The 23,180-nt window shown below is 70.2% G+C and carries 12 protein-coding genes; 6 read left to right on the top strand and 6 right to left on the bottom strand.

Translation table 11 applies throughout. The features are described 5' to 3' along the window. Positions 1–7: 7 nt before the first annotated feature. Together SYV04_RS02670 and SYV04_RS02675 are read right to left on the bottom strand one after the other, a co-directional pair. Positions 8–3,646 carry a UvrD-helicase domain-containing protein gene (locus tag SYV04_RS02670; protein WP_321543977.1) on the bottom strand — a complete coding sequence of 1,213 codons (3,639 nt, stop codon included), beginning with the start codon at positions 3,644–3,646 and terminating at the stop codon, positions 8–10. Then, positions 3,643–6,852, bottom strand: coding sequence for a PD-(D/E)XK nuclease family protein (locus tag SYV04_RS02675; RefSeq protein ID WP_321543978.1), 3,210 nt, complete (start codon positions 6,850–6,852; stop codon positions 3,643–3,645). The genes SYV04_RS02670 and SYV04_RS02675 overlap by 4 nt, the downstream gene beginning before the upstream one ends. 40 nt (positions 6,853–6,892) lie before the next feature. Here SYV04_RS02675 and SYV04_RS02680 point away from each other — a divergent pair, with 40 nt between their 5' ends. The 4 genes from SYV04_RS02680 (at position 6,893) to SYV04_RS02695 (ending at position 12,789) form a co-directional block, all read left to right on the top strand. Next, complete coding sequence (locus SYV04_RS02680; protein ID WP_321543979.1) at positions 6,893–7,789, top strand: phosphatase PAP2 family protein; 897 nt, start codon at positions 6,893–6,895, stop codon at positions 7,787–7,789. Then, positions 7,789–8,331 carry a DUF2378 family protein gene (locus tag SYV04_RS02685; RefSeq protein WP_321543980.1) on the top strand — a complete coding sequence of 181 codons (543 nt, stop codon included), beginning with the start codon at positions 7,789–7,791 and terminating at the stop codon, positions 8,329–8,331. Before SYV04_RS02680 ends, SYV04_RS02685 begins: the two co-directional genes overlap by 1 nt. Before the next feature lie 368 nt (positions 8,332–8,699). After that, positions 8,700–9,599: a metal-dependent hydrolase gene (locus tag SYV04_RS02690; RefSeq protein ID WP_321543981.1), complete on the top strand. Its 900-nt coding sequence runs from the start codon at positions 8,700–8,702 to the stop codon at positions 9,597–9,599. Positions 9,600–9,615: 16 nt separating this feature from the next. Then, positions 9,616–12,789: a sensor histidine kinase gene (locus SYV04_RS02695; RefSeq protein ID WP_321544469.1), complete on the top strand. Its 3,174-nt coding sequence runs from the start codon at positions 9,616–9,618 to the stop codon at positions 12,787–12,789. Here SYV04_RS02695 and SYV04_RS02700 read toward each other — a convergent pair. From SYV04_RS02700 to SYV04_RS02710, 3 genes are all read right to left on the bottom strand, one after another. Beyond that, positions 12,786–13,700, bottom strand: coding sequence for a metallophosphoesterase family protein (locus tag SYV04_RS02700; RefSeq protein ID WP_321543982.1), 915 nt, complete (start codon positions 13,698–13,700; stop codon positions 12,786–12,788). The two genes, SYV04_RS02695 and SYV04_RS02700, sit on opposite strands and share 4 nt — an antisense overlap. 143 nt (positions 13,701–13,843) lie before the next feature. Beyond that, complete coding sequence (locus SYV04_RS02705) at positions 13,844–16,813, bottom strand: choice-of-anchor D domain-containing protein (protein ID WP_321543983.1); 2,970 nt, start codon at positions 16,811–16,813, stop codon at positions 13,844–13,846. A 222-nt stretch (positions 16,814–17,035) separates the two neighbouring features. Further along, positions 17,036–17,956, bottom strand: coding sequence for a DMT family transporter (locus SYV04_RS02710; protein WP_321543984.1), 921 nt, complete (start codon positions 17,954–17,956; stop codon positions 17,036–17,038). 176 nt (positions 17,957–18,132) lie between these two features. Here SYV04_RS02710 and uvrA point away from each other — a divergent pair, with 176 nt between their 5' ends. Together uvrA and SYV04_RS02720 are read left to right on the top strand one after the other, a co-directional pair. Beyond that, entirely contained in the window at positions 18,133–21,057 is a 2,925-nt protein-coding gene (uvrA, locus tag SYV04_RS02715; RefSeq protein ID WP_321543985.1) for an excinuclease ABC subunit UvrA, read from the top strand. A 96-nt stretch (positions 21,058–21,153) separates the two neighbouring features. Next, entirely contained in the window at positions 21,154–21,720 is a 567-nt protein-coding gene (locus SYV04_RS02720; protein WP_321543986.1) for a M15 family metallopeptidase, read from the top strand. Here SYV04_RS02720 and SYV04_RS02725 read toward each other — a convergent pair. Then, a complete protein-coding gene (locus tag SYV04_RS02725; RefSeq protein WP_321543987.1) occupies positions 21,717–23,108 on the bottom strand; it encodes a hypothetical protein in 1,392 nt (463 codons plus the stop codon). The genes SYV04_RS02720 and SYV04_RS02725 overlap by 4 nt on opposite strands. Positions 23,109–23,180 lie beyond the last annotated feature (72 nt).

Consider the following 23,180-nt stretch of genomic DNA (forward strand, 5'->3'; position numbering starts at 1 on the left):
TGCCGCCTTAGCACGCACTGGGGGAGGGGTGACAGTGTTCCGAGAAGCCACAATGGAGGGCCTGACAGGTTGCCCTCTCCCGCCCTGGCCACTCCCTCCGGAGATCGCCGCGCGCCAGGGCCCGCACGGCCTCTTCCAGCCGCCCCGCGGCCTCTTCCAGCCCTCCGGGAATGGTGAGCAGTTCCGGCTCCGGCGAGGGCTCTCCGAGGAAGAGCACGCCTACCCGTACAGTCACTTCGTCGCGCACCAGACGCCTGGCCGCGAGCCCTTGCGCCACCAGCTCGTGCGCGTACGCCGCCGCACCCAGCGGGTGGCGCTTCCCCGGCCGGTATGCCAGCACCCAGGCCTCCCCCTGCGGGGTCTCCCAGAGCAGATCGATTTCGCCTTCCACCGCCACCCGGCTCGGTGCGCCCTTCGGCGAGAGTTCCAGCACGAAGGGCAGCGCTCGGTGGAGGCTCGCGGACGGGCTCGTGGCCAGCCCTCGAGCGAACGCGGTGGCGAGGAAGCGCTCTCCCATCTTCAGCACCTCCTCCATCCCCTCGTCGTCCGGGAGCCGGCCCGTGCGCCGCAGCAGCGTCTCCAAGTGCGCGCGACGCTCCGAGGCCGGTGCCTCCGCCAGGCGTGGATCCACGTCCTTCAAAAGCAGCGGGACGAGTTGCTCCGGCCCTCGCATCTCCAGCCAGGCCTCGGGCTCGACCCAGGGTGGAATGCTCCGCGCGGGCAGCTCCCAGGGCCGCTGGCCGCGCATCCCCATTTGATGCACGTAGCGATAGCGCCTCGGGCACGCCATGAAGTCCTGGAGCGCCGCAGCCGGGGCGAGGGCAAGCTGTGGATCCGGCAGCGTGCCCTTCTCCCGGACACGTTGCACGGCGGCCTCGACACGGCCTTCCGCCTCCTGAAGGGCCTCCTCACTCGGCGGCAGCGGATCGGCGGGCGGCGGCAGCCTGGCCACGTCCAGATCATCCACCCGCGCGCGCAGCCCCGAGTCCACGTCCAGGCGCCCGTCCAGCATGTGCCACCAGGAGTCGGAGGCTCCACGCTCCGCCGAGCCGGAGAGGATGAGCATGTCCCGCGCTCGCGTGAGCGCCACGTAGAGCAGGCGCCGGTACTCGGCCAGTTCGCGGGCCTTGAGCTCCTCCTTCACCCGCTCGAAGCGGGCGGAGCTGAAGTCCGCCAGGGTGTCCGGCAGCCACGGCCGCAGGGCCAGTCCGTGGGTCCGCTCGAAGTAGGCGCGAGCGCCGGTGTTGCGGCGCTTGCCTCCCAACGCGGGCACCACCACCACCGGCCACTCGAGCCCCTTGGCCCGGTGAATGGTGAGCAGTTGCACCGCGCGCGGATCCCCCGCATCCAGCAGATCCGCCTGAGCCTCCGTCGGGTCCGAGTCGGCCAGCATCCGCAGCTCGCGGGCGAACGCCACACAGCCCCCCGTGCCCCGCTCGTCTCGCCGGCCCGCCAGGGCGAGCAGCTTGTCGATGTTCGCGCTCACCTGCTCCGCGTACGGCGTGCCCGCCATCGCCTCGCGGTAGCCCGTCACGTCCAGGGCCACCTGCAGCAGGGCACGCACGCCGAGACGATCCCGCTCCCGCCGCAGCGATGGCAACGCCGCCAGGAAGCGCTCCAGCCGGAGCCGCTCGCGCACGGGAATCTCGAACTTGGACAGGTCTCGCTTCTGTACCTCCGCCAGCGACAGCCCGTTCTCGCCCGTCAGCCGGAAGAGCGAGGCGTCCGACAGGCCCACCAGCGGTGAGCGCAGCACGGCCGCCAGGGCGAGCGCATCGTCCGCGTCCGACAGCAGCGCCAGCAGCGAGGCCAGGTCCAGCACCTCCTGGGCGCCGTAGAAGCCGCGTCCGCGCAGCACGCGGTGGGGAACGCCGTGGCGAATGAGCGCCTGGCGGTACACCTCCAGGTGCGTGAAGGTCCGCAGCAGCAGGGCCACGTCTCCACCCCGAGCAGGGCGCAGGCTCTGCCCGTCCTCGTTCGTCACGCACGGAAGCGCGCCCGGGGCCAACATCACCCGCAGGCGCCGGGCCACTGCCTCGGCGTCGTTATCCCGAGCCTCCGCCGTGGACGCCGCTTCACCGATGAGCAGCCGCTCCACGGCGGGCCCTTCCGCCAGCCCGGTGCGCACCGGCGAGAGGTCGTCCTCCGCCGGGACGTACTCCACCTCGTAGGGCCGAGGCGGCTCGCTGGCCACCAGCACTCCCGCGAAGGCCCGGTTGAAGAAGTCCAGCAGTGCCGGCACCGAGCGGCGGTTGTGGCGCAGGAAGTCCCGCGCGCCTCCCTCGGACTCGATCTTCCTCGCCAGCAGAGTGAAGACGGAGACATCCGCGCCGCGGAACTCGTAGATGGACTGCTTGCGGTCACCCACCGCGCACAGGAACGCGGGCTCCAGCGGAAGCACGCTCTGGAGTTCCTCGCCCGAGGGGATATGCCGAGGCCCACCCTCGCGCCGCTCCGCCAGCAGCAGCACCAGCTCCAATTGCAGCCGGTTGGTGTCCTGGAACTCATCCACCAGCAGCGCGCCCATCCGCTGCTGCACCTGGAGGCGAAAGGGCGGGTGGTCTCGCAGCAGATCGCGCGCCTTCACCAGCAGGGCGGTGAAGTCGAAGACGTTGCGCCGGGAGAACTCGACCTCGTGGCGCTCCTCCACTCGGCCCAACAGCTCCCGGAAGGTGGCCTCGAACGGCGCGGACCGCCACGCGGCCAGCGCGTCCTCCAGCCGCAGCACCGAGTCATCACTCTTGCCGAAGGTCAGCCAGTACAACGACCGGATGGGCCCCGCGGCGCCCTTGCTCAGTCGCGCGAAGTTGCGGTTGTCAGCCAGGAACGCCGCCTTGAGCGAGGACAGCCGGTCCGCCTCGGAGATGTTCTCCGGCGTCATCCCCTTCAGCGCGCGCTCGAAGGCGCCCACCAGGCGGCTCCACTCGCCCTTGGCATCCAGCCCGCGCGCCGCGTCGCAGTGTCCCAAGGCTTCACGGATGAGCGCCTCCAGCTCCGCGCGGGCCTCCTCCGCGCTGGCGATGCTGGCGGAGGCCGCTCGCAGGCCCTCCTCTCGCAGCTTGCCGTAGACCTGCCGCAAGCAGGCCACGAGCCCATCGGAGAATCCCGAGCCGGAGAACGTCAGCTCCTGGCACAGCTCGCGCACCTGCGCGTCGCCCGCCTCCAGCGCGTCCAGCACCACGCGCTCGCACACGTCCTGCACCAGCCCGAGCGCCTCCAGCTCGTCGAGCACCTCGAAGGAGGGATCGATGCCCAGTCCGGGCGGTGCGCGCCGCAACAGTTGCCCACAGAGCGAGTGGAACGTTCCCACCGTCGCCGCGCCCAGGTCCTCGCGCAGCGCGCGCCACGTGTCCTGCGAGGGAAAGGGACGCCCCAGCCGATCCAGCGAGGCGCGCAGCTCCGGCTCCCGCGCCTCGCCCTGTGCCAGCGCGTCCAGGCGGGAGCGCGTGCGCGCGCGCATCTCCGCGGCCGCCTTGTCCGTGAACGTCAGCATGCACAGCCGCGCGGGCTTCACGGGAGGCCCCGCCTGCCGCGCTCCCGCGAGCAGGTGCAGCACCATCGTCACCAGGCTGTACGTCTTTCCCGCTCCGGCGCCCGCCATCAATGCGAGGTTGCGCTCCAGCGCCAGGGGCGACACCTCGCTCATGCCCCCTCCTCCACCACCCGCCGCTCCGTAATCCGGCACACCGCGCGGTAGCCGCACCCTCCGCAGTCCTTGGGCCGCATCGCGAACTTCCCCTCCCGCGTCGCGAGCACCAGGTCCTCCACCGCGTTGGCCAGGTTGAGGCCACCCTCCTCCTTCAGCTTCGCGCGCACCTCCGGCTCCGTGGAGAGCATCCCCTCCACTTCCTGCGGTGAAAGCACCTCGTCCAGATGCACCGCCGCGCCCGTGCGCAGTGAGAACCACGCCGCCTTGCGCGCCTTCTGGTGGCCGCTCGCCCGCGCCGCATAGAGGTAGAGCGGCAACTGGAAGTCCGAGGACAGCAGCCGCTTGCGCAGCGTGCGCTCCTCCAGCCGGCCCGACTTGTAGTCGATGACGCCCACGTCCTCGGCGCCCTTGTCCAGCCGGTCGATCTTCCCCTCGAAGTAGATGGCCTCCTTGCCCGCGTAGAGGAACACGTTCTGCCACGTGTCCTCGTCCGCCCCCGGACCGAACTTCAGCTCGAAGCCCTGCGGCTCGTACTTCTCGAAGGGCAGGCCCCGCCGCTCGTCCGCCAGGATGCGCCGGACCATCGACTTCGCCCGCTCCTTGGCCAACTGCCACAGCGCCGGGTGCCCCACGTGGTGGCGCTCCTCGAAGTAGCGCACCGCATCGGCCAGCGCTTCGTTCAGCACCTCCTCCGGGATCTCCTCCAGGCCCTTGCCCAGCAACCCCTTCTTCTGCAGCCGCTGGAAGACCTCCTCCACCACGCGGTGCCAGAACGTGCCGCGCCCGCGCGCGTCGAACTCCTCGCCCGGCTCCTCCGGCTCGGCCACCTTCAGCCCGTACGTCAGGAAGCCCTGGAAGCCACAGTTGCCGAAGCGTGCCAGCGCCGAGGCCGACAGCGGACGGGTGATGTCGAAGCGGAAGGTCTCCCGCAGCGCCTCATCCAGCCCCTCCACCGCGCCCGAGTGCGGGCCCACCCGGGTGCTGGGATTGCTGAAGAAGTGCAGGCGCTCGACTTCCACGTGCGCCAGCTCTCGCGCGGCGGCGTACCAGACCTCGTCCTCGAAGCGCCGCTTGAGGATCGACGCCGCCACATCCGGCTCGGTGACCCGCAGCCGAGGCTGAGCCATCGTCTCCAGCGCCACGCGCTGGCGCAGCTCCGGCTCCGTGAGCACCTCGTCCAGCGGCGGCACCGCCATCAGCGAGCGCGCCTCGTACTTCAAGCCCGTGAGCCGCCGCACCTCCTCCAGGAAGGCCGAGGGCACCTGCTCCTGCCCTCCCGCCCCCGCCGCCCCGAAGGACAGGCTCACCCGCTCCTCGGCCGCCACCAGCGCGCTGGCGAAGAGCAGCCGATCCTCGGTGAGGCGCCAGGGCGCCCGGTCGTCGAACTCGCCGCCCGTCAGCCGGAAGACGTCGCGCCGCAGGTGCTTGTTGAGCTCGTTGCGATCGGCATCCCCGAGCAGCGGGTGCGGCTCCTCGCGGCCCGGGAAGCGCCCTTCCGTCATCCCCGCCAGGAAGAGGTAGCCGAAGGTCCGTCCCGGCAGCTCGCGGATGTCCAGCACCTCCACGGCGCCCGAAGCCGGCCCCCGGGGCGGCAGGTGCGCATCCCGCACCGCGTCCGCCAGCCACCGCCCGAAGGTGCGCCGCGTCAGGCGCGGGCCTCCTCCCACCCGGCGCAGCGCCCGCTCCAGCTCGCCCACCCGGAGCTGAAGGGCCCGGCGCGCGGCATCGTCGCGAACCCGGGCCTCCAGCGCGTACTCGCCCAGCAGGCCCTCCTCGCGCGGCTGCAGCTCGCCCTCCGAGTCCATCAGCCCCAGCTGCCGCACCCCGTGCCACCAGGCACTGAGCATCTCCAGCGCGCTGGCCTCGGTGGGGATGCGGCGGCACTCCTCGATCAACTTCACGCAGCGTTCGCGCAGCAGGCGCGCGGAGTAAGCACGCGCGTCCTTGGAGGCCACCATGCGCCGAGCCAGGCTCTCGAGCCGCACATCGTAGGCCCCTCGCCCGCGCGAGGCGCCTAGCCGGTCATCCCGCAGCGCCGCCAGCGTGAAGAGCGTGGCCGGTGCCTGTGGCGCGCCTCGGGAGAGTGTCGAGGCGTAGCGGCTCGCCACCAACTCCGCCACGCGCTCGGCGGGAAAGCCGTCCTCGACGAGCAGCGGCAGGCCCAGCGCCAGCCGCACCGGCCCCACCAGTGCCAGCGGCTCACCCCAGGGCAGGCGCGCCGGTACGCCCAGCTCCTCCAGGGCCTCGGCCATCCACCGCGCCTCCGGCCCCGGCTCGCGCCAGGCCACGGCGATCCGGTCCGGCGCCACCCCGTCCGACACCAGCCGGCGCACGTCGCGGGCGATCTGCCGAGCCTCGTCCCGTGCCGTGGCCACGCTCCACATCCGCAGCGCATCGCCCTTCGGCGCCTGCGTCCCCCGCGCGACTCGCGGAGAGAAGAGGTGTCGCCCCAGCTCGGTCAACGGGCGCTTGTCGAAGGTGAGGTCCGCCTTGAAGAGGTCCACATGGCCCACGAGCTCGCCGCGGTTCTCGAAGGCACGGAAGAGAGCCGCCAGCGCCGCGTCCGCCGCCTGCGAGCCTCCCACCGGCGTCTCCACCCGCAGCGAGACGCGCCGCGCCTCGCATACCGTCGCCAGCCTCAGCAGCAGCTCCAGCCCGGACGGGCGCACGTCGTACACCCCGTGCAGCACCAGCGCCCCCACGTCCTCCCAGGCCTCGGGCCACGCGCCCCGCATCAGCGCCTCGCGCGAGCCTCGCAGCACGTCCTCTCGGTCCGCCAGGCCCAGCTCCGCCATGCGCCGCTCGTAGCCGTCATACAGACGCGCGAGCACCCGCGCGCGCGGCCGGCGCTCCACGGGGAGCACCTCGATGGCATCCTGCAGCTCGCGCGGCGTCAGCCGGCCCGCCTTCATGTCGAGCACCAGCTCCAGCGCCGCACGCGCGAAGGCCGGCTCGTTCACGAAGTCCCCGAAGGGCGTCTCCTCCAACCCCTGCGCCAGCGCGCCCATCAGGACGTGCGAGGTCGCGACCGGACACGGGCGCCGGTTCAGCTCGCCTGCTCCACCCAGCGCGTTCACGAATTCGTCCCACGTCAGACAACCCGTTCCCAGCACCAGGCCGCGCGTTTCCCGTGCGGCGCGCAGCACTTGCTGGCGCCGACTCGCGTCGGGGAAGACCTGGAGGGTGCGGTTGGGACGGGACATTCCGTGGGCGGAGTGTAGAACGTCCGAGGTGCGGCCGTTTATGCTTCCTTCCGTGCTGCCCTCACACTGTGTTCTGGCGCTCGCCTCCCTGCTCGCTGCATCCCCTGTGCCCTCGGAGGCGCGCCCCTCGGCCGAGGCCGCACCCCAGGTCCATGAGCTGCGCTTCAACTGGACCCGCGACGGGCTAATCACCGGCGCGGGGGCCGTGCTGTGGATCGGCAGCGAGGCCCTCTTCAAGGACGATCTCGCCCCTGCCACGTGCCGCTGGTGCGACCGGGCGCCCGATGGGACCGACCGACTCAACCGCCTGGACCGCTGGGGCCGGGGCCTCGCGGGCTCCACCCCCGAGGCGCGCAAGCGAGCGGACACCTGGAGCAACATCGTCGACTTCGGCCTGCTCCCGGCGGGCGTGCTGGGCGCTCAGTACGCCCTGGCGCACGGCAGCGGCGCGGACCGGCGCATCTTCTTCGAGGACGCGGGCATCATCATCGAGTCGGCGGTGCTGGCGGCGGTGCTCAACCAGACGGTGAAGTTCATCGCCGGCCGCGAGCGCCCCTTCGTCCACGTGCTGCCCGAGGACGAGAAGGGCCTCACCGCGCACCCCACCGACAACAACCTCTCCTTCTATAGCGGGCACACCACCCTCGCCTTCGCGCTGGTGGTGTCGGCGGGCACCGTGGCCGAGCTGCGTGGCTACAAGCACCGCGGGTGGATCTGGGCGGTGGGGCTGCCCGTGGCCACCTCCGTGGGCCTGCTGCGCATGGGCGCCGACAAGCACTACCTGACCGACGTGGCCACCGGCGCGGTGATGGGCACGGCGTTCGGCCTGGCCGTGCCGCTGCTCCTCCATGGCCGGCGCGAGGACCCACGCCCTCAGGAGACCACCCTCCGGGTATCCGCCGGCCCTCGGGGCGCGGTGCTCATGGGACGCTTCTGATGGGCCAGGACTCGCGGGCCTTCAAGAACAGTGCCGTCGAGGGCCTGCTGCGCGGCGTGGGCGTGGCGGCCGGCTCCCTGGAGATGGCGGAGGTCATCCAGCTGTGCGGCGGCACCCGGGACATGCCTGCCGAGGTGCCGGTGGACCGGTATGTCGCCCTGCTGGAGTGGCTCGCCCGGCGCTTCTTTCCCGAAAAGCCGCTGCCCGAGGGCCTCCAGGCCGTGGGCCGGCGCATGTTCCACGGCTACCGGGAGACACTGCTGGGGAAGATCCAGCTCACCGCGCTCAACGTGGTCGGCCCGGAGCGGCTGATGCGCAAGGCCGGCGAGTTCATCGGCCGCAACAGCAACTTCGGCGAGCGCACCTCCGAGCAGCTTGGCCCGCGCCACTACTGCGTGCGCTTCCGCGGCATCCCCATCGCCCCCGAGTTCTACCGGGGCCTGTGCCTCTCGGCCTTCGATGTCATGGCTGTCCACGGAGGCGCTATCGCCATCATCCGGCACGGCCCCGAGGACTTCGACCTCGACATCCGCTGGGAATGACGCTCCGCACCAAAGTCGCGAAAGCCAGGGGAATCCCCCAAAGGCTCTGGACGAAATTGCAGCGTGTCCGTAGAATTACAACTGCCACGCACCGCGGGGCTGCTCCCGTGGGCTGGTCCCTGTCCAACAGGGCACAGAACCCGGAGTAACGCCTTCGCCCTCCTTCGCTGTTGAAGGAACGGGCTTCACGGACGAAGCACTCGCCAAGTCCCCTGAAGCAGGACGAGATCCAGGGAAGTATCGACCATGTCGATTCAAGCGCGAAGCGCGGTTCGGCCAATACCCTCGATATTTCAAGCACTTGAGGCCGGCACGATCTCTGCCTCGGTCTCCCCGCAGTCCCGCATGCGCCGCATCCAGGAGCCGACATGACTGCCTCCAGCGCCGCCGTCGCACCTCGGCTCAGCCCAGGGTCTCCCTCCACCTTCGTGCAGGCGATGCCCCGCTTCGAGCCGCGGCCGCTCGATCCGGCGCGGCTGCGGCCCCGGCGCACGGCGTTCTCCTTCCCCAGCTCCATCTCCAAGCACTGGCTGGCGGGCAGCCCGGTGCAGAGCCACTTCTTCAACGCCATCAACCTGTTCGTCGTCTCCTTCGAGGACTTCATGGCGCGGGTGATGCGCGCGCGCCTGCCGAACCTGGAGGAGCCGGACTTCGCCCGGCAGATCCGCGGCTTCATGGGGCAGGAGTCCACCCACTCCTTCGTTCACGCCAAGTACCTGCAGAACCTCAAGGCCCAGGGCTACCAGATCGAGGGCTACCTCAACGCCTCCGAGCACATCTTCAGCCAGTGGTTCGAGCGCAGGCTGGGCTCGCGCATCAGCGTGGCCACCATCGCGGGCTTCGAGCACCTCACGGCGCTGCTGGGGGAGATCATCCTCTCGAGCCGCATGCTCGAGAGCGCCGAGCCGGTGATGAAGGAGATGTGGGAGTGGCACGCGGCCGAGGAGATCGAACACAAGGCGCTCGCCTTCGAGCTGCTGAAGGCCACCAGCGGCTCCTTCCTGCTGCGAATGCTGGGGGCGCTGCTGGGCGCGCTGGTGGTGGCGGGCTTCATCGGCGTGGGCATGGTCATGCTGCTTCGGCAGGATGGCGTGCTGTGGAGCAAGCGCACGTGGAGGGACCTCAAGACGCTGCTGTTCGGCCCCACGCGGATGGCGGTGCGCGCGGTGTCCATCTTCCTGGAGTACTTTCGGCCGGGCTTCCATCCCAACCAGCGCGACACCTATGCGCTGGCCGAAGAGGTCTTCCGCCAGCAGGCCACGAAGTAAGCCGCGCGTGAGCGGGATGCTGCTCGGTGCCCTCGCGCGCCTGTGGCCCCTGGCGCTCGTCGCGCTCGTGCTGGTGGGGGCCCGGAGCGCCTGGGCCCTGGAGCCGGGCAAGGCGCTGTCCCAGTTCCCCCACCACGCGTGGCAGACGGCGGACGGGCTGCCGCAGAACAGCATCCTGGCCCTGGCGCAGACGCCGGACGGCTACCTCTGGGGTGGCACCTGGGAGGGGCTGGTGCGCTTCGACGGGGCGCGCTTCACCGTGTTCGAGAAGGGCAACACGCCCGGGCTCCCTGGCCGCACCGTCACCCGCCTGGCGACCACTCGGGACGGGACGCTGTGGATCGGCTTCAAGGAGGGACTGGTCCGCATGCGGGAGGGCACCTTCCAGCTCATCGACCCGCCCGAGGGCATGGTCCTGGGCGATCCGACCGATCTCCAGGCTGCCCGCGATGGGAGCTTGTGGATCGCCACGGAGGAGCATGGGCTCGCGAGGCTCTCCGAGGGCCGCTTCCAGACGTGGCGGATGGCCGATGGGCTCGCCAGCGACCAGTTGCAGGTGCTCACCGAGGCCCCGGATGGAGCGATCTGGGTCGGAGGCGCGGGCGGCTTGCAGCGCTGGAGCGGCACCGCGTGGTCCTCTCCCCTCCCCTTCGAGGGCAAAGCCAACGTGACGGTGCGCGCGGTGGTGTTCGATCGTGAAGGCACGCTCTGGGCCGGCACCGAGGAGGGAGACGTCTACCGGCTCCAGAACGGGAGCTTGCGGCGGGTACCCGAGGCGAGCACTCCGGGCGCGCCCCACTCCATCTTCCTCGTGGATCGCGCGGGCAGCCTCTGGGTGGGCAGCCTGGGCCATGGGCTGCTCCGGCTGGCCAACGGAGAGCGCTCGGTGCTGCCGGCGGGGCACGCGCTGGCGGGCAGCCTGGTGGCCGAGCTGTTCGAGGACGCCGAGGGCAACCTCTGGGTGGGCACGGAGGCCCGGGGGCTGCACCAGCTCCAGGACGCGCCCTTCACCCCTTACGGGCCACCGGAGGGCCTGGCACACGAGATGGTGCTGTCCCTGCTGGAGGCGCGTGACGGCAGCCTCTGGTTCGGCACCGTGGGCGGGGGCGTGAGCCGCTGGCACGACGGGAAGATGACGACGTGGACGACGCGTGACGGGCTCATCCTGGACCGGGTCCGCTCCATCGCCGAGACGCCGGACGGCAGCATGTGGTTCGGGACGCGGGTGGGCCTCAGCCGCCTGCGGGGCGGAGCCTTCACCTCCTATGGAGCCGACCAGGGGCTGCGGGACATGCGGGCGTACCAGCTCGCCGTGGACGCGGGAGGCACGCTCTGGGTTGGCACCCCGACGGGCCTCTTCCGGTGGAGTGGAGAGCGCTTCGAGCCCTTCACGCCTCCCGAGGGGCTTCCTGGCACGGAGATCACCCTGCTGAGTCCGAGCGCCGTGGGAGGCCTCTGGATCGGCACGGGCACCGGAGGTCTGGTCCACCTGCTCCACGGGAGCGCTGTCCCGCTGGCACCCGAGCAGGGGCCGTTGCCGCACGCCCCCCGGGCCCTCCACGAGGCGGAGCAGGGCGTGCTCTGGATCGGCACCAATGATGGGCTCTACCGCTGGAAGGAGGGGCAGCTTCGACACTTCTCCACGGCCGAGGGGCTCTTCGACGATCGCATCTTCGCGATCCTCCCGGACGGACGCGGCCACCTGTGGATGAGCTGCAACAAGGGCGTGTTCCGCGTGGCCCTCGCGGAGCTGGAGGCGGTGGCCGAGGGCCAACGGGCGCGCGTCACCTCCCGGGCCTATGGCGAGGGGGACGGGATGCGCTCGGCGGAATGCAACGGCCTGGGCTCTCCCGCGGGGATGCGGGACCGGAACGGCAGGCTGTGGTTCCCCACCATCCAGGGTGCCGTGGCCTACACCCCAGGCCAGGAGGAGCAGCGCCAGGCGCCTCCTCCGGTGCGCATCGAAGGGCTCCTCGTGGACGGGCGCATGGTCCCCGATTCCCAGTGGGACAACCTCCCCGTGGGCGAGGGACAGATCGAGTTCCACTACACGTCCGCGGGCCTGCGCGCGCCCCAGCGGCTGAGCTTCCGCTACCAGCTCGAGAGCTTCGACAAGGGCTGGGTGCGGGCCGGGTCGCGGCGCGTGGCCTACTACTCCCAGCTCCCGCCGGGGCGTTACCGCTTCCGCGTGGAGGCGGCGTACCTGGATGGCGGAGGAGCGGCGCCGGGCGCGGAGATGACGCTCGAGCTGAGGCCGCGCCTGCACCAGACCCTGGGCTTCCGCGTGGCGTGCGCGCTGGCCCTGGCGCTGAGCGTGGCCGGCGGGGTGTTGCTCCGCATCCACCGGCTGCGCGTGCGCGAGCGCCGACTGCAGGAGCGCGTCGACCAGCGCACCGCCGAGCTGGCCACCGTCAACGCCGACCTGCAGGCCCGGCTCCAGGAGCTCCAGACCGCGCGCGAGCGGCTCGCCCACGCCGAGAAGATGGCGGCGATGGGGACGCTGGCGGCGGGCGTGGGGCACGAGCTCAACAATCCCCTGGCCTCCGTCGTCGCCAACCTGCACTTCGTGGCCGCGGAGGTGCGCGAGGTGGCCCGGCGCGACGGGGAGCGCGAGGGCTGGGGGGAGATCACCGAGGCGATCGACGAGGCCCTGCAGGGCACCGCGCGGATGACCCACATCATCCAGGAGCTGCGGACCCTCTCCCGCGCCGAGCCCCAGGGCCCCCAGCGGGTGGAGCTGCACCGGGTGCTGGACCGGGTGCTGAGCATCGCCAGCGGCGAGCTGCGCCGCCGGGCCCGGATCCACAAGGACTACGGCACCCCGCCCCCGGTGCTCGCGGACGAGAACCGCCTGGCCCAGGTCTTCCTCAACCTGCTGATCAACGCCGCCCAGGCCATTCCCGAGGGCCACGCCCAGGAGCACGAGATCCGCGTCACCACGAGCGCCGACGCGCAAGGCAACGCCGTGGTCGCGGTGAGTGACACCGGCCAGGGCATGGCCCCCGAGGTGGTGTCTCGCATCTTCGAGCCCTTCTTCACCACGCGCTCCGTGGGCGAGGGCACCGGGCTGGGACTGTCCGTCTGCCACTCCCATGTGCAGGCCATGGGAGGCCACATCCGGGTGCGCAGCGAGCCGGGCCAGGGCAGCACCTTCTCCGTGGTGCTGCCTCCCGCGCCCCCGGCTGCCTAGGGAGGCATGCTCCCTTCCTTCGTCGAGCCCGAGGCCGTCGGCTCGGGCAGGCGCGTGAGGTTCCACCGCTCTCCGGCCTTCCACGCCACCTGACCGGAGACGCCCCAGCCGCCTCGCACGGCCTCGCGCCCCTCGTACTCCAGCCAGAACACCGCCTCTTCCGCCACGGTGGCCTGATCCAGGCAGGCGATGCGCGTCACCGGGCGGCCACTCTCCCCTCCGAGCGACATCGCGAACGCCTTGTGCGAGTGCCCACAAAGCACCCAGCGCGGCCGCACCGTGTCCACCAGCCGGCGGGTGATGGGGTTGCCGATCCAGTACGAGGGCAACGGCCGTGGGCTCGACAGCCCCTCGTCCCGCGCGCGCTGGACGATGCCCCGCGGCCACTCGTGTACCAGCAGGATGTCCACGTCCCGCAGGCTGGAGACACCCTCCACCTCGGCCGTGCGGAAGTAGCCGGCCTGCTTCGCCGTGTCGAGTGAGGTGGGCCGCTTCAGCGGCTGATCGAAGAAGCGCGGCGCGTGGATGCCCGACAGGTAGGCGATGCGCAGCCCCTTCAGAGTGCTCAGCCCCGCGCGCCCCAGGTAATGCACGTCGGGCGCGAGCTCCAGCCCCTGAGGCGAGTCATGCAGCGCCTCGAAGTCCTCGTTGTTGCCGCCGATGAAATACAGCGGCCGCTTCATCCGCCGCTTCCCGTCCGCGTACTCGGCGAACTCGGCCGGCATGCCCCGCTTGGCCGTCTTGCGCCGGTGGTCATCCGGCTGCCGGAACGCCTCTACGTCCCCCACCGCCAGCACCAGGTCCACGGGACGACCGCGCGCCGCCTCAAGCGCATCCATCCACGCCTCCACCCGGTGGAAGCGCCCATGGATGTCTCCCACTCCTGCAACAAGTAGGGATTCGGGAGGCATGGTCGTCCCCTCACGGTGCCGCGCCCCAACGCCCGTGTCGAGGGAGATTTCCCCACTCCGTACAGAAACAGTGAAATGCAAAAAAGACGCTGGGGGCGCCCTACCCAGGACGCCCCCAAAAACACCCTGTTTCCAGGTTTTTCCTAACAACCCAGAGGGTAGGTCACCTCGATATAAGCCCCGGGCGGGGGCGCCGCGCCCACGTCGAAGAGGATGGAGTTGGTGCTGGCGTCATAGGTCCAGCCCTGCGTCACCTGCACCCCATCCACGGTGACGACGATCTGCGTGGTGTCCGCGGGCACCTCGGACAGCGGGAAGCTGCGCTTGGGGCCGAAGGTGGTGGAGGAGAGCTTCTCGAGCGACTCGGCCCAGTTCGGGGTGCAGATGCTCTCCACGACGCCGCCGGTGGCGCGGGCCAGTTCGATGTAGCGGGTGCCCGCGCTGCTCGCGGTGGAGCAGGTGGCCAGGTCCTCCGGTCCGGCGATGGCGGAGATGCTCAGCTTGGACGGGTCATTGTCCTTCAGCGCCCGGAAGTAGGTCTCATAGAAGGACACGTCCTGGGTGGAGAAGTCCTCCTCGTCGGTGACGAAGATGATGGCCAGGCGCGCATCGGAGCGCAGGAAATCGCCGTTGCCGTCGTCCACCTGCGGAGTGCGCGGGTCATCCACCCCGTGCAGCAGCGGCGCGGAGAGAGCGCGGTAGGCGGCCTCCAGGCCCTGCTCGTTCCAGTGGCACACGCCCACCTGGGTGTTGTTGGCGAAGACCCCGGCGGCGTTGGGCGTCTGGCGCGTAATCACGCGCGGGCTGGAGTTGTCGACGGGGAAGAGCCGGCCGTTCTCGCCGCCCTCGGCGCCACCGGGGCAGTTGGACCAGCCGCCCGGAGACGAATCGAGGCCCGTGGTGGTGACACCGATGCGGTAGTCCACGCCGGCGATCTGCGCCGCGCTCATGAAGGCCGCGAAGTTGGCGCCCAGGCTCTGCTGCTCCTCCATCATCGAGCCCGAGTTGTCCACGACGAAGAGCACGTCGACCTTGGCCTCGGGCTCCTGCATGAAGTCGTCGGTCTGCTCGGCCAGGGTGGCGCCCCGGCCCACCATGCTGGCGGTGTACATGGAGCCGTCCTCGAGCAGGAAGCGCAGCGCCGCCGCGTCCTCTCCGTCATCCGCGGGCACGTAGGTGGAGCGCAGCCGGAGCTGCTGACCCGAGGCGATCGTCACCGGGAACGCGGGCGCGTTGCTCAGCACGAACTCCTCGGTCTGCTGCTCCACGGCCAGGTTCGACACCGTGACGGGGGTGGAGCAGTGGTTGTAGGCGACGAGCTCGCGGGTGCGCGGCTCGCACGTCAGCTTGGTGAGGCCGAACTCGAGGTGGGTGGGCTGCACGGAGAAGCAGCTCTGCACGCCCGCGCCCTGCAGGGCCACCGTGGGGTGGCCGGCGCTCGGGTGGTTCACCCAGCCCTCGGCCAGCCCACCGAAGGAGCCGTCCGACAAAGGCTTGAACCGCACGAGCAGGTTGGCCCGCCCGCCCGGTGCGAGCACGCGGTTCTCCACTGGCGCGGCGGTGAAGGCCGCGTCGGAGCCAGCGGCGAGCTGCAGGCCCGCCAGGTAGCACTCGTGGGTGCCGGTGTTGCGCAGCGACACCGCGAGCGCCACCTCGGCGCCCACCGGCACGCTTCCGAAGTCGACGTTCTGCGGGCTGAGCGCGTACTGGCACGGCTGGAAGACGCGGCCCTTGCCCGCCAGCGTCACGGCCTCCGTCGCGGTGGAGCCCCCCTGACGCACCGTCACCGCCAGCCGCGCGGCGCCCTGCCCCGCCCCCGGGCGCGGGGTGAAGGTGACACCCACGGAGGTGGCCTGGTTGGGACCAATAGGCGTGCTGGCCGGCGCCTGCGCCAGCGTGAAGAAGCCGCCGCGCTGGGTGTCGATCTGCAGGTTGCTCACCATCACCTGCTCACGGCAGCGGTTGAAGATCTCCACCTTGCGGGTGGCCGACATGCCCTCGGCCACCTCACCGAAGTCGATGGCCCGAGGCTGCACCGAGATGCAAGAGGAGCCGCCCTCGCCCACCAGGGCCACCTTGGGGCCGGGGGCCGTGGAGCCGACGGTCTGCACCTGGATCTGCACGCGCCCCTCGGGCACGCGCCCCAGCGCCGTGGGGGTGAAGGCCACGCGGACCTCCGCCGCATCACCGGGCCGCAGCACGTTGCCGGCGGGCGCCGGCGCGCTCACCACGCGGAAGACGCCGGTCGGATCCGAGAGGATCTGCGCGCCCGTATAATGGATGGGCTCGGTGCCCTGGTTGCGCACCATGACGCTCTGCTCGGCGGTGGCGGCCACGGCCACGCGGCCGAAGTCCACGCGCAGCGGGGAGATCTCCAGCTGAGAGGCGATGCCCGTGCCCACCAGCGGGACGACGGCCGGCTCGCAGTCCGGGCACACCTCCACATGTACCGCCGCGGAGGCCGCGCCCAGCCGCCCCGGCTTGAAGGCGACCGAGAGGGTGCGCTCCTCGCCCGCCCTCAACGTCAGCGCCTGCGCGGCCTCGCTGGAGGAGAACTGATCCGCGTCCGCGCCCGCCACCGCCAGGCGCAGGGGGCTGTCCACGCTGGTGGGGTTGCGCACCTTGAGCTCGCGCACCTCCACCGTGTCCAGCGACACGTTGCCGAAGTCGAGCCCCTGGCTCTTCACCTCGACCCACGCCTTGACGCCCAGGCCGGCGACGGCCACCTGGGCGCCGGTGTTCCCCTCGTCATCCGCGTCGGTCTGGATGAGCACCATGCCTTGGATGGTGCCCTCCACATCCGGAGTGAAGCGCACCTCCAGTTCGTGCTCGCCACCCGCGTTCAAGGTGAACGGCTCGAAGGGCGGCACCTCCACGTTGGGCACGCTGGAGACGGCGCTCTCGACGCGCATGGACGCGCGCCCCTCGTTGGCCAGCCGCAGCTTCACCGTCTTCGTGGAGCCCACCGCCGCCGGACCGAACTCGAGCGCCTGAGGCCTGGCGGCGAAGGAAGCACGCGCGCCCTTGCCGTACGAGCTCGGTCGATCACACCCACCTACCGCCGCCGCCCAGCACGCCCACGCCGCCAGCCACACCCACCGCCATCCCCGCATAATCCGCCTCCCAAGACGCCGACGGGGAGGCTCTGTGCAACTCGGATGCCCACGCCAGGCAGCCTAGAAGTCAACGAGGCAAACGCGCTGGTCACCGAGGGAAAAAATCCGGACTCGCAGTGGAAGACGGGTACCTAGTCCTCCCCGACGATTGCCCACGGCGGCGCAGCGCTGAAGTTCTTTCCGGATTGCGAGAAAACGGACGGGAGAAAGCTCCCGCCGCTACGGGGTGGGGGGCGCCGAGGGTTTCGGCGAGGGCACGAGCAGTCGCCCGAGGATCCCCGTTCCCCAGAGCACGCCGCCCACGCACAGCAGCGCACCGAGGATGGCCAGCGGGGCCATGGGCTCGGCGAGGAAGAGCGCGCCCAGCACCCAGGAGAAGACGGGGGTGATCTGCGAGCCCACACCGCCCATGGCGGTGGTGACGTAGCCCATGGCGTAGGTGAACACCATCTGCGCCACCGCGGAGAAGAGCCCCACGCCCAGCAGCAGCAGCACCGTATCGGTGGACAGGGGCCGCCAGTCATTGATGGCGAAGGGCAGGCCGAACAGCAGGCCGAAGGAACAGAAGGAGAGGAAGACGGTGGCCGCGTCCGTCTCGTTGCGCAGCGCGCGCATGGCGACGACGGCCGCGCCGCTGAGCATGGCCGAGAGGACGCCCGCCCACGCGCCGATACCAAAGGAGGAGATGGTGGCCGTCATCTCCAGGGAGGTGGCCCAGATGACGAGCCCCGCGCCGAGGGTGGCCGCCACCAGCCCGCCCAGGAGGTGGCCGCTGACGCGCTCCTCCAGGAAGAAGAAGCCGAGGATGGCCCCGTAGATGGGCCAGCACGAGTTGAGGAGCACGGCGGGGCCCACGGCGAGCCGCTCGATGCAGACGAAGTACAGGTAGACCGAGGCCCCCCCGAAGATGCCGCGCAGGGCCCAGAGGCCGGGGCGACCGAGGCGAGGCCTGCGCCCCACGACTGGGTAGTAGACGGCCAGGAAGAGCAGGCCGACGACGAAGCGGCCGCACACGATCTGCCCCACGGACAGCTGGCCCGAGAGCATGCGGGCAAACAGCGCCATGAACGCGAACATCAGGCTGGAGGCCATGAGCAACGGCGTGCCCCGCCAGCGCTCGGGGATGACGAAACCCTTCATCGGTTCGCGCACCGTAATGCAGAACGCGTCCGCGCCCCAGCGCCGCGCCCAAGGTCGCCCGCCTGCTTCTGATGGCAGGGATTCGCCTTGAAAATCCGGGTGTTCAGGAACACTCCACCCACAAGTTTCACAAAGAAGTGTACCGGAACACCTTTTCAGTAATAGACCGCCTGCCCATGTCCGAGCCCGACGTCATCACCCTGCGGGGAGCCAAGGAACACAACCTCAAGAACGTCTCGCTGGAGATCCCGAAGAAGAAGCTCGTGGTCTTCACCGGCGTGTCCGGCTCGGGAAAGAGCTCGCTCGCCTTCGACACGCTCTATGCGGAGGGCCAACGCCGCTACGTGGAGAGCCTGTCGGCCTACGCCCGACAGTTCCTCGGACAAATGGAGAAGCCCAAGTACGACACGCTCCGCGGGCTCTCCCCCACCATCTCCATCGAGCAGAAGGCGGCGAGCAACAACCCGCGCTCCACGGTGGGCACGGTGACGGAGGTCCACGACTACCTGCGCGTGCTCTACGCCTCCATCGGCGTGCAGCACTGCCCCAACTGCGGGCGCAAGGTGGGCAAGCAGAGCGCGCAGCAGATCGTCGATGAGATCCTCAAGTCGGCCGCGGGCAGCAAGGTGCAGATCCTCGCGCCGATCGTCACCAACCGGAAGGGCGAGCACAAAGACCTGCTCACCGAGGCGCAGAAGCGCGGCTTCTCCCGGGCGCGCATCGACGGCAAGGTGAAGAGCCTCGAGGAGCGCATCGAGCTGGACAAGAAGTCCAAGCACGACATCGCGCTCATCATCGACCGACTGGTGCTCAAGGCGGACATCCGCACGCGCTTGACGGACTCGGTGGAGACGGCGCTGCGCGAGGGCAAGGGCACGCTCATCGTCACCGACGAGACGGCGGAGGTGTCCGCGGACCGGGTGATGAGCGAGCTGAACGCGTGCCACGCGTGCGGCCTGTCCTTCGGCGAGCTGACGCCGGCCGCGTTCTCGTTCAACAACCCGCTGGGCATGTGCAGCGACTGCAACGGCCTGGGCACCAAGGCGGAGATGGATCCGGAGCGCATCGTCCCGGATCCGTCGCGCACGGTGCGGGACGGGGCGATCGAGCCGTGGGCCAGCGGCATGAACAAGGGCGAGGGCTGGACGGCGGACTTCGTGGAGAGCCTGGCCGAGTCGTTCAAGATCGACCTGGACGTGCCCTACGGCAAGCTGACCGAGCGCGAGAAGCAGACGCTCATGTACGGCTCGAACGGTAAGACGTTCACCGTCAAGTGGGGCGAGGGCGGCCGCTACAAGATGGAGTGGGAGGGCCTGGTCCACAAGCTGATGCGCAGCTTCAAGACCACGACGTCCGAGTCGATGCGGACGTACTACCAGAAGTTCTTCAGCGACAAGCCCTGCCCCACGTGCAAGGGCGAGCGCCTGAAGCCCGAGAGCCGCGCGGTGAAGGTCCACGCGCGCTCACTGGTGGAGCTGAGCAAGCTGACCATCTCCGAGACGCTGCGCTTCCTGACGGACATGGGGCTGACGGAGAACGAGCGGAAGATCGCCACCGAGCTGCTCAAGGAGATCCGCAGCCGGCTCTCGTTCCTGGTGGACGTGGGGTTGGGCTACCTGACGCTGGACCGGACCGCCTCGACGCTGTCGGGCGGAGAGAGCCAGCGCATCCGGTTGGCCTCGCAGATGGGCAGCGAGCTGACGGGTGTCATCTACATCCTGGACGAGCCCTCCATCGGCCTGCACCAGCGCGACAACGGCAAGCTGCTCACCACGCTCAAGCGCCTGCGCGATTTGGGCAACTCCGTCATCGTCGTGGAGCACGACGAGGAGACGATGGAGGAGGCGGACTGGATCGTCGACTTCGGTCCCGGGGCGGGCGAGCTGGGCGGTCAGGTGGTGGCGCAGGGCACGCCGAGCCAGGTGATGGAGGACGAGAACAGCGTCACGGGCGCGTACCTCTCCGGGCGCAAGGAGATCGAAGTGCCCGACCGGCGGCACCCTCCACGCAAGGAGAAGATCGTCATCCGAGGGGCCAAGGAGAACAACCTCAAGGACATCGACGTGGAGATTCCGCTCGGGGTGCTGGTGGCGGTCACCGGCGTGTCGGGGGCGGGCAAGTCCACGCTGATCAACGAGATCCTCTACCCGGCGCTGGCGCGGCAGCTCTATGAGAGCCGCGAGGTGCCCGGGAAGCACAAGTCCATCACCGGCATCGAGCACCTGGACAAGGTGATCGACATCGACCAGCGGCCCATCGGGCGCACGCCGCGCAGCAACCCGGCGACGTATACGAAGGTGTTCGATTCGATCCGCGAGGTGTTCGCGATGACGCCGGAGGCACGGGCGTTCGGGTACACGGCGGGGCGCTTCTCGTTCAACATCAAGGGCGGGCGCTGCGAGTCGTGCGAGGGCGACGGCGTGAAGTTGGTGGAGATGCACTTCCTGGCGGACGTGTACGTGCCGTGCGAGGTGTGCCAGGGCAAGCGCTTCAACGAGGCGACGCTGCGGGTGCGCTACAAGGGCAAGAACATCGCCGAGGTGCTCGACATGAGCGTGCGCGAGGCGATCGCCCACTTCGGCGCGCACCGGGACATCATGCGCGTGCTCCAGACGCTGGAGGACGTGGGCCTGGGCTACATCCGGCTGGGGCAGAGCTCGCCGACGCTGTCGGGCGGCGAGGCCCAGCGCATCAAGCTGGCGCGCGAATTGGCGCGGGTGGCCACGGGGCGCACGCTCTACATCCTGGACGAGCCGACGACGGGCCTGCACTTCGAGGACATCCGCAAGCTGCTGCTGGTGACCAACCGGCTGGTGGAGGCGGGCAACTCGGTGCTGGTCATCGAGCACAACTTGGATGTCATCAAGAGCTCGGACTGGATCATCGACATGGGGCCCGAGGGTGGCTCCGGAGGTGGCCAAGTGCTGGCGACGGGAACGCCCGAGGAGGTGGCGAAGGTGGAGACGAGCCACACCGGGCGCTACCTGGCGCACGTGCTGAAGAAGGCGCGCCACCAGCGGGTGGGACAGCGGGTGGAGACGTCCGTGGTCTCCCCTCCCCCTCCTGCCAAGGGAGAGGGGCGCGCGGCCCTGAGGTCCTGAGAGCAGCCGGCCAGGGGAGCATGCGTTCCCCTGGCCATTCTCAAGTCGGAATAAATGCGCGAGAGCAATGTCCTGCCCCCACGGTCAGGAGTCGAGATGTCGTTCTCGCTGCTCCGCTGGAGCATCGCCCTCATCTTTTTCTGTCTGCTGGCTCCGCCGGCCTTCGCCGCGGAGCCGGAACGCAGGACTGCGTCCAAGCCCTCCAAGAAGCCCGCCGCGAAGAAGCGGCTGGTGCGCATCCCCGGGGGCAAGCGGCTGCGGCATGACGCGGCGGCGGCCTTCGGGCGGATGTACACGGAGGCGCGGGCGGAGGGCGTCCGGCTGTGGGTGATCAGCGGCCACCGCTCCTGGCGCCAACAGCGCTACCTGTACCGCCTCTATCGGAAGGGGCTAGGCCCCCGAGCGGCGCGGCCGGGGCGCTCCAATCACCAGCGCGGCACGGCGGTGGATGTCTCGGTGGGCGATGAGAGCACCCCCACCTATGAGTGGCTCGCCGCCAACGCGTGCCGTTTCGGCTTCAAGCGCACGGTGAGTTCGGAGCCGTGGCACTGGGAGTACCGGCCTCGCGCCACCCAGGCTCCGGCTCCCGGTGTGGATTGCCTCGGTCAGCCGCTGGAGCCCGCGGAGCCTCCCGCCGCGGTGGCCGGGCCCGATCCGAGCTAGGGCATCGCCGCCGGCTGGCTCAGGTCCTTGTCCTCGAGCACGCGGAGCCGGTCCTTGCCCGGGCTCTGCAGGACGGGGGTGATGAGGACCTCGTAGCGCGCGAGCGCCTCCACGGAGGAGAGGCCCTTCTCCTGGATGACGGTCAGGCACGCCTCCTTGAAGGTCTGCCGGGCGTTGCCGACTCCCCGCTGGACGGCGCGATCCATGAGGGCCGCCTTGCCCGCCTCGGACCGGAGCACGTCACCGTACTTTCCGGAGAAGGTGACCCACACCGCCTTGTCGCCGCTGCCCACCAGGGCCTTGAGCGTGAAGTCCTGCGGGGCGAGGTAATAGAGCTCGCGGGCCAGCCGGAGCTGGGCGACCTGGTAGGCGCGAGACTTCTTCCCCGCGTTGTAGAACAGGGCCGCCAGCCGCTTGTCCTCGACGATGGCGCACACGGCCTCCCTGCCCCGAAGCAGCTTGCCGCTGTCCGGCTGGACAACGCGTAGGGCCTGCTTGTCGACATCGAGCCCCAGGCTCCGGAAGCAGACGTCGAACTCCGAGGGGTTCGCGGCCTTCATGCTCCGCAGGAGCTGGGCGAGGCTTCCCTCTCCGGACTCCCCCGAGATGAGGGGGACGAAGCCGGCGCAGACGCAGCCCGGGTCACAGGTGTTGATCGTCTCGAAGCCCCCCAGGCCCTCGGCCACCTTCTTCATCACCTTGCGCTCGGTGGCATCGGTGATGCCCGCGCTGTCGAAGAGCTCGTCCACATCCGCGCGGCCACAGATGGGCAGGCCGGTCTTGATGACACCGCTCTCCTGGACCAGATACTTGTCATCCAGTTGCACCGGATCGTCGCGGAAGGTGACCTGGGAGCCGTCGGGCAACGTGACCTGGTAGGAGAAGATGAACCGGAAGGCGATGAGGGGCGGCTCTCCGAGGGGCTCGCTCTGGAACAACTGCAAGGCCAGCTCGGAGGGAATGGGCCCGGGATCCTTCGGGAGCTCGGCATACTTGAGGAGCCTCCCCTGCGCGTGGGCCTCGTACTCGCCGAGCCAGCGCCGCCAGGCCTCGACCTTGTCCTTGACCGTCTTGGGTGGGAGCACCAGGAGGGCCTCGACGCGCTGCCGCCACCAGAAGTGCTTGCGCGTCATGCGCAGCTTGCCGGTGTTGCTGACGGCATAGGCTCCCTGGTCCTTCCAGCGCTCGCGGATGAGGCACGCCTCGTCCTCATCGAGCGCCTCGCCCTTCACCTTCGGGACTTCCCCTCCGAGGAAGGCCTGCGCCACGGGGTTGAGGGGCCGAGGCCCCGACGCAGGAGTCAGCCTTGCCACGGTCGGGGCGAGCGCGCTGGCCCTCCCCCGCCAGCCGCCCGTGAACCGAGACAGGATTCGATTCAGCACTTCCATGAAAAGCCCCCAAGGTCCGAGGGCTGGTGATGCATCAGGCAGCGAACGAAGGCATTACCACTTTGGTGGCAA

Origin of the sequence: Hyalangium ruber, assembly GCF_034259325.1 — a bacterium.
In the GTDB taxonomy this organism is placed as follows: Bacteria; Myxococcota; Myxococcia; order Myxococcales; family Myxococcaceae; genus Hyalangium_A; species Hyalangium_A rubrum.

Coding starts and splice junctions, on each gene's coding strand:
- SYV04_RS02670 (WP_321543977.1), bottom strand. CDS start 3,646: ATGAGCGAGGTGTCGCCCCTGGCGCTGGAGCGCAACCTCGCATTGATG.
- SYV04_RS02675 (WP_321543978.1), bottom strand. CDS start 6,852: ATGTCCCGTCCCAACCGCACCCTCCAGGTCTTCCCCGACGCGAGTCGG.
- SYV04_RS02680 (WP_321543979.1), top strand. CDS start 6,893: ATGCTTCCTTCCGTGCTGCCCTCACACTGTGTTCTGGCGCTCGCCTCC.
- SYV04_RS02685 (WP_321543980.1), top strand. CDS start 7,789: ATGGGCCAGGACTCGCGGGCCTTCAAGAACAGTGCCGTCGAGGGCCTG.
- SYV04_RS02690 (WP_321543981.1), top strand. CDS start 8,700: ATGACTGCCTCCAGCGCCGCCGTCGCACCTCGGCTCAGCCCAGGGTCT.
- SYV04_RS02695 (WP_321544469.1), top strand. CDS start 9,616: ATGCTGCTCGGTGCCCTCGCGCGCCTGTGGCCCCTGGCGCTCGTCGCG.
- SYV04_RS02700 (WP_321543982.1), bottom strand. CDS start 13,700: ATGCCTCCCGAATCCCTACTTGTTGCAGGAGTGGGAGACATCCATGGG.
- SYV04_RS02705 (WP_321543983.1), bottom strand. CDS start 16,813: ATGCGGGGATGGCGGTGGGTGTGGCTGGCGGCGTGGGCGTGCTGGGCG.
- SYV04_RS02710 (WP_321543984.1), bottom strand. CDS start 17,956: ATGAAGGGTTTCGTCATCCCCGAGCGCTGGCGGGGCACGCCGTTGCTC.
- uvrA (WP_321543985.1), top strand. CDS start 18,133: ATGTCCGAGCCCGACGTCATCACCCTGCGGGGAGCCAAGGAACACAAC.
- SYV04_RS02720 (WP_321543986.1), top strand. CDS start 21,154: ATGTCGTTCTCGCTGCTCCGCTGGAGCATCGCCCTCATCTTTTTCTGT.
- SYV04_RS02725 (WP_321543987.1), bottom strand. CDS start 23,108: ATGGAAGTGCTGAATCGAATCCTGTCTCGGTTCACGGGCGGCTGGCGG.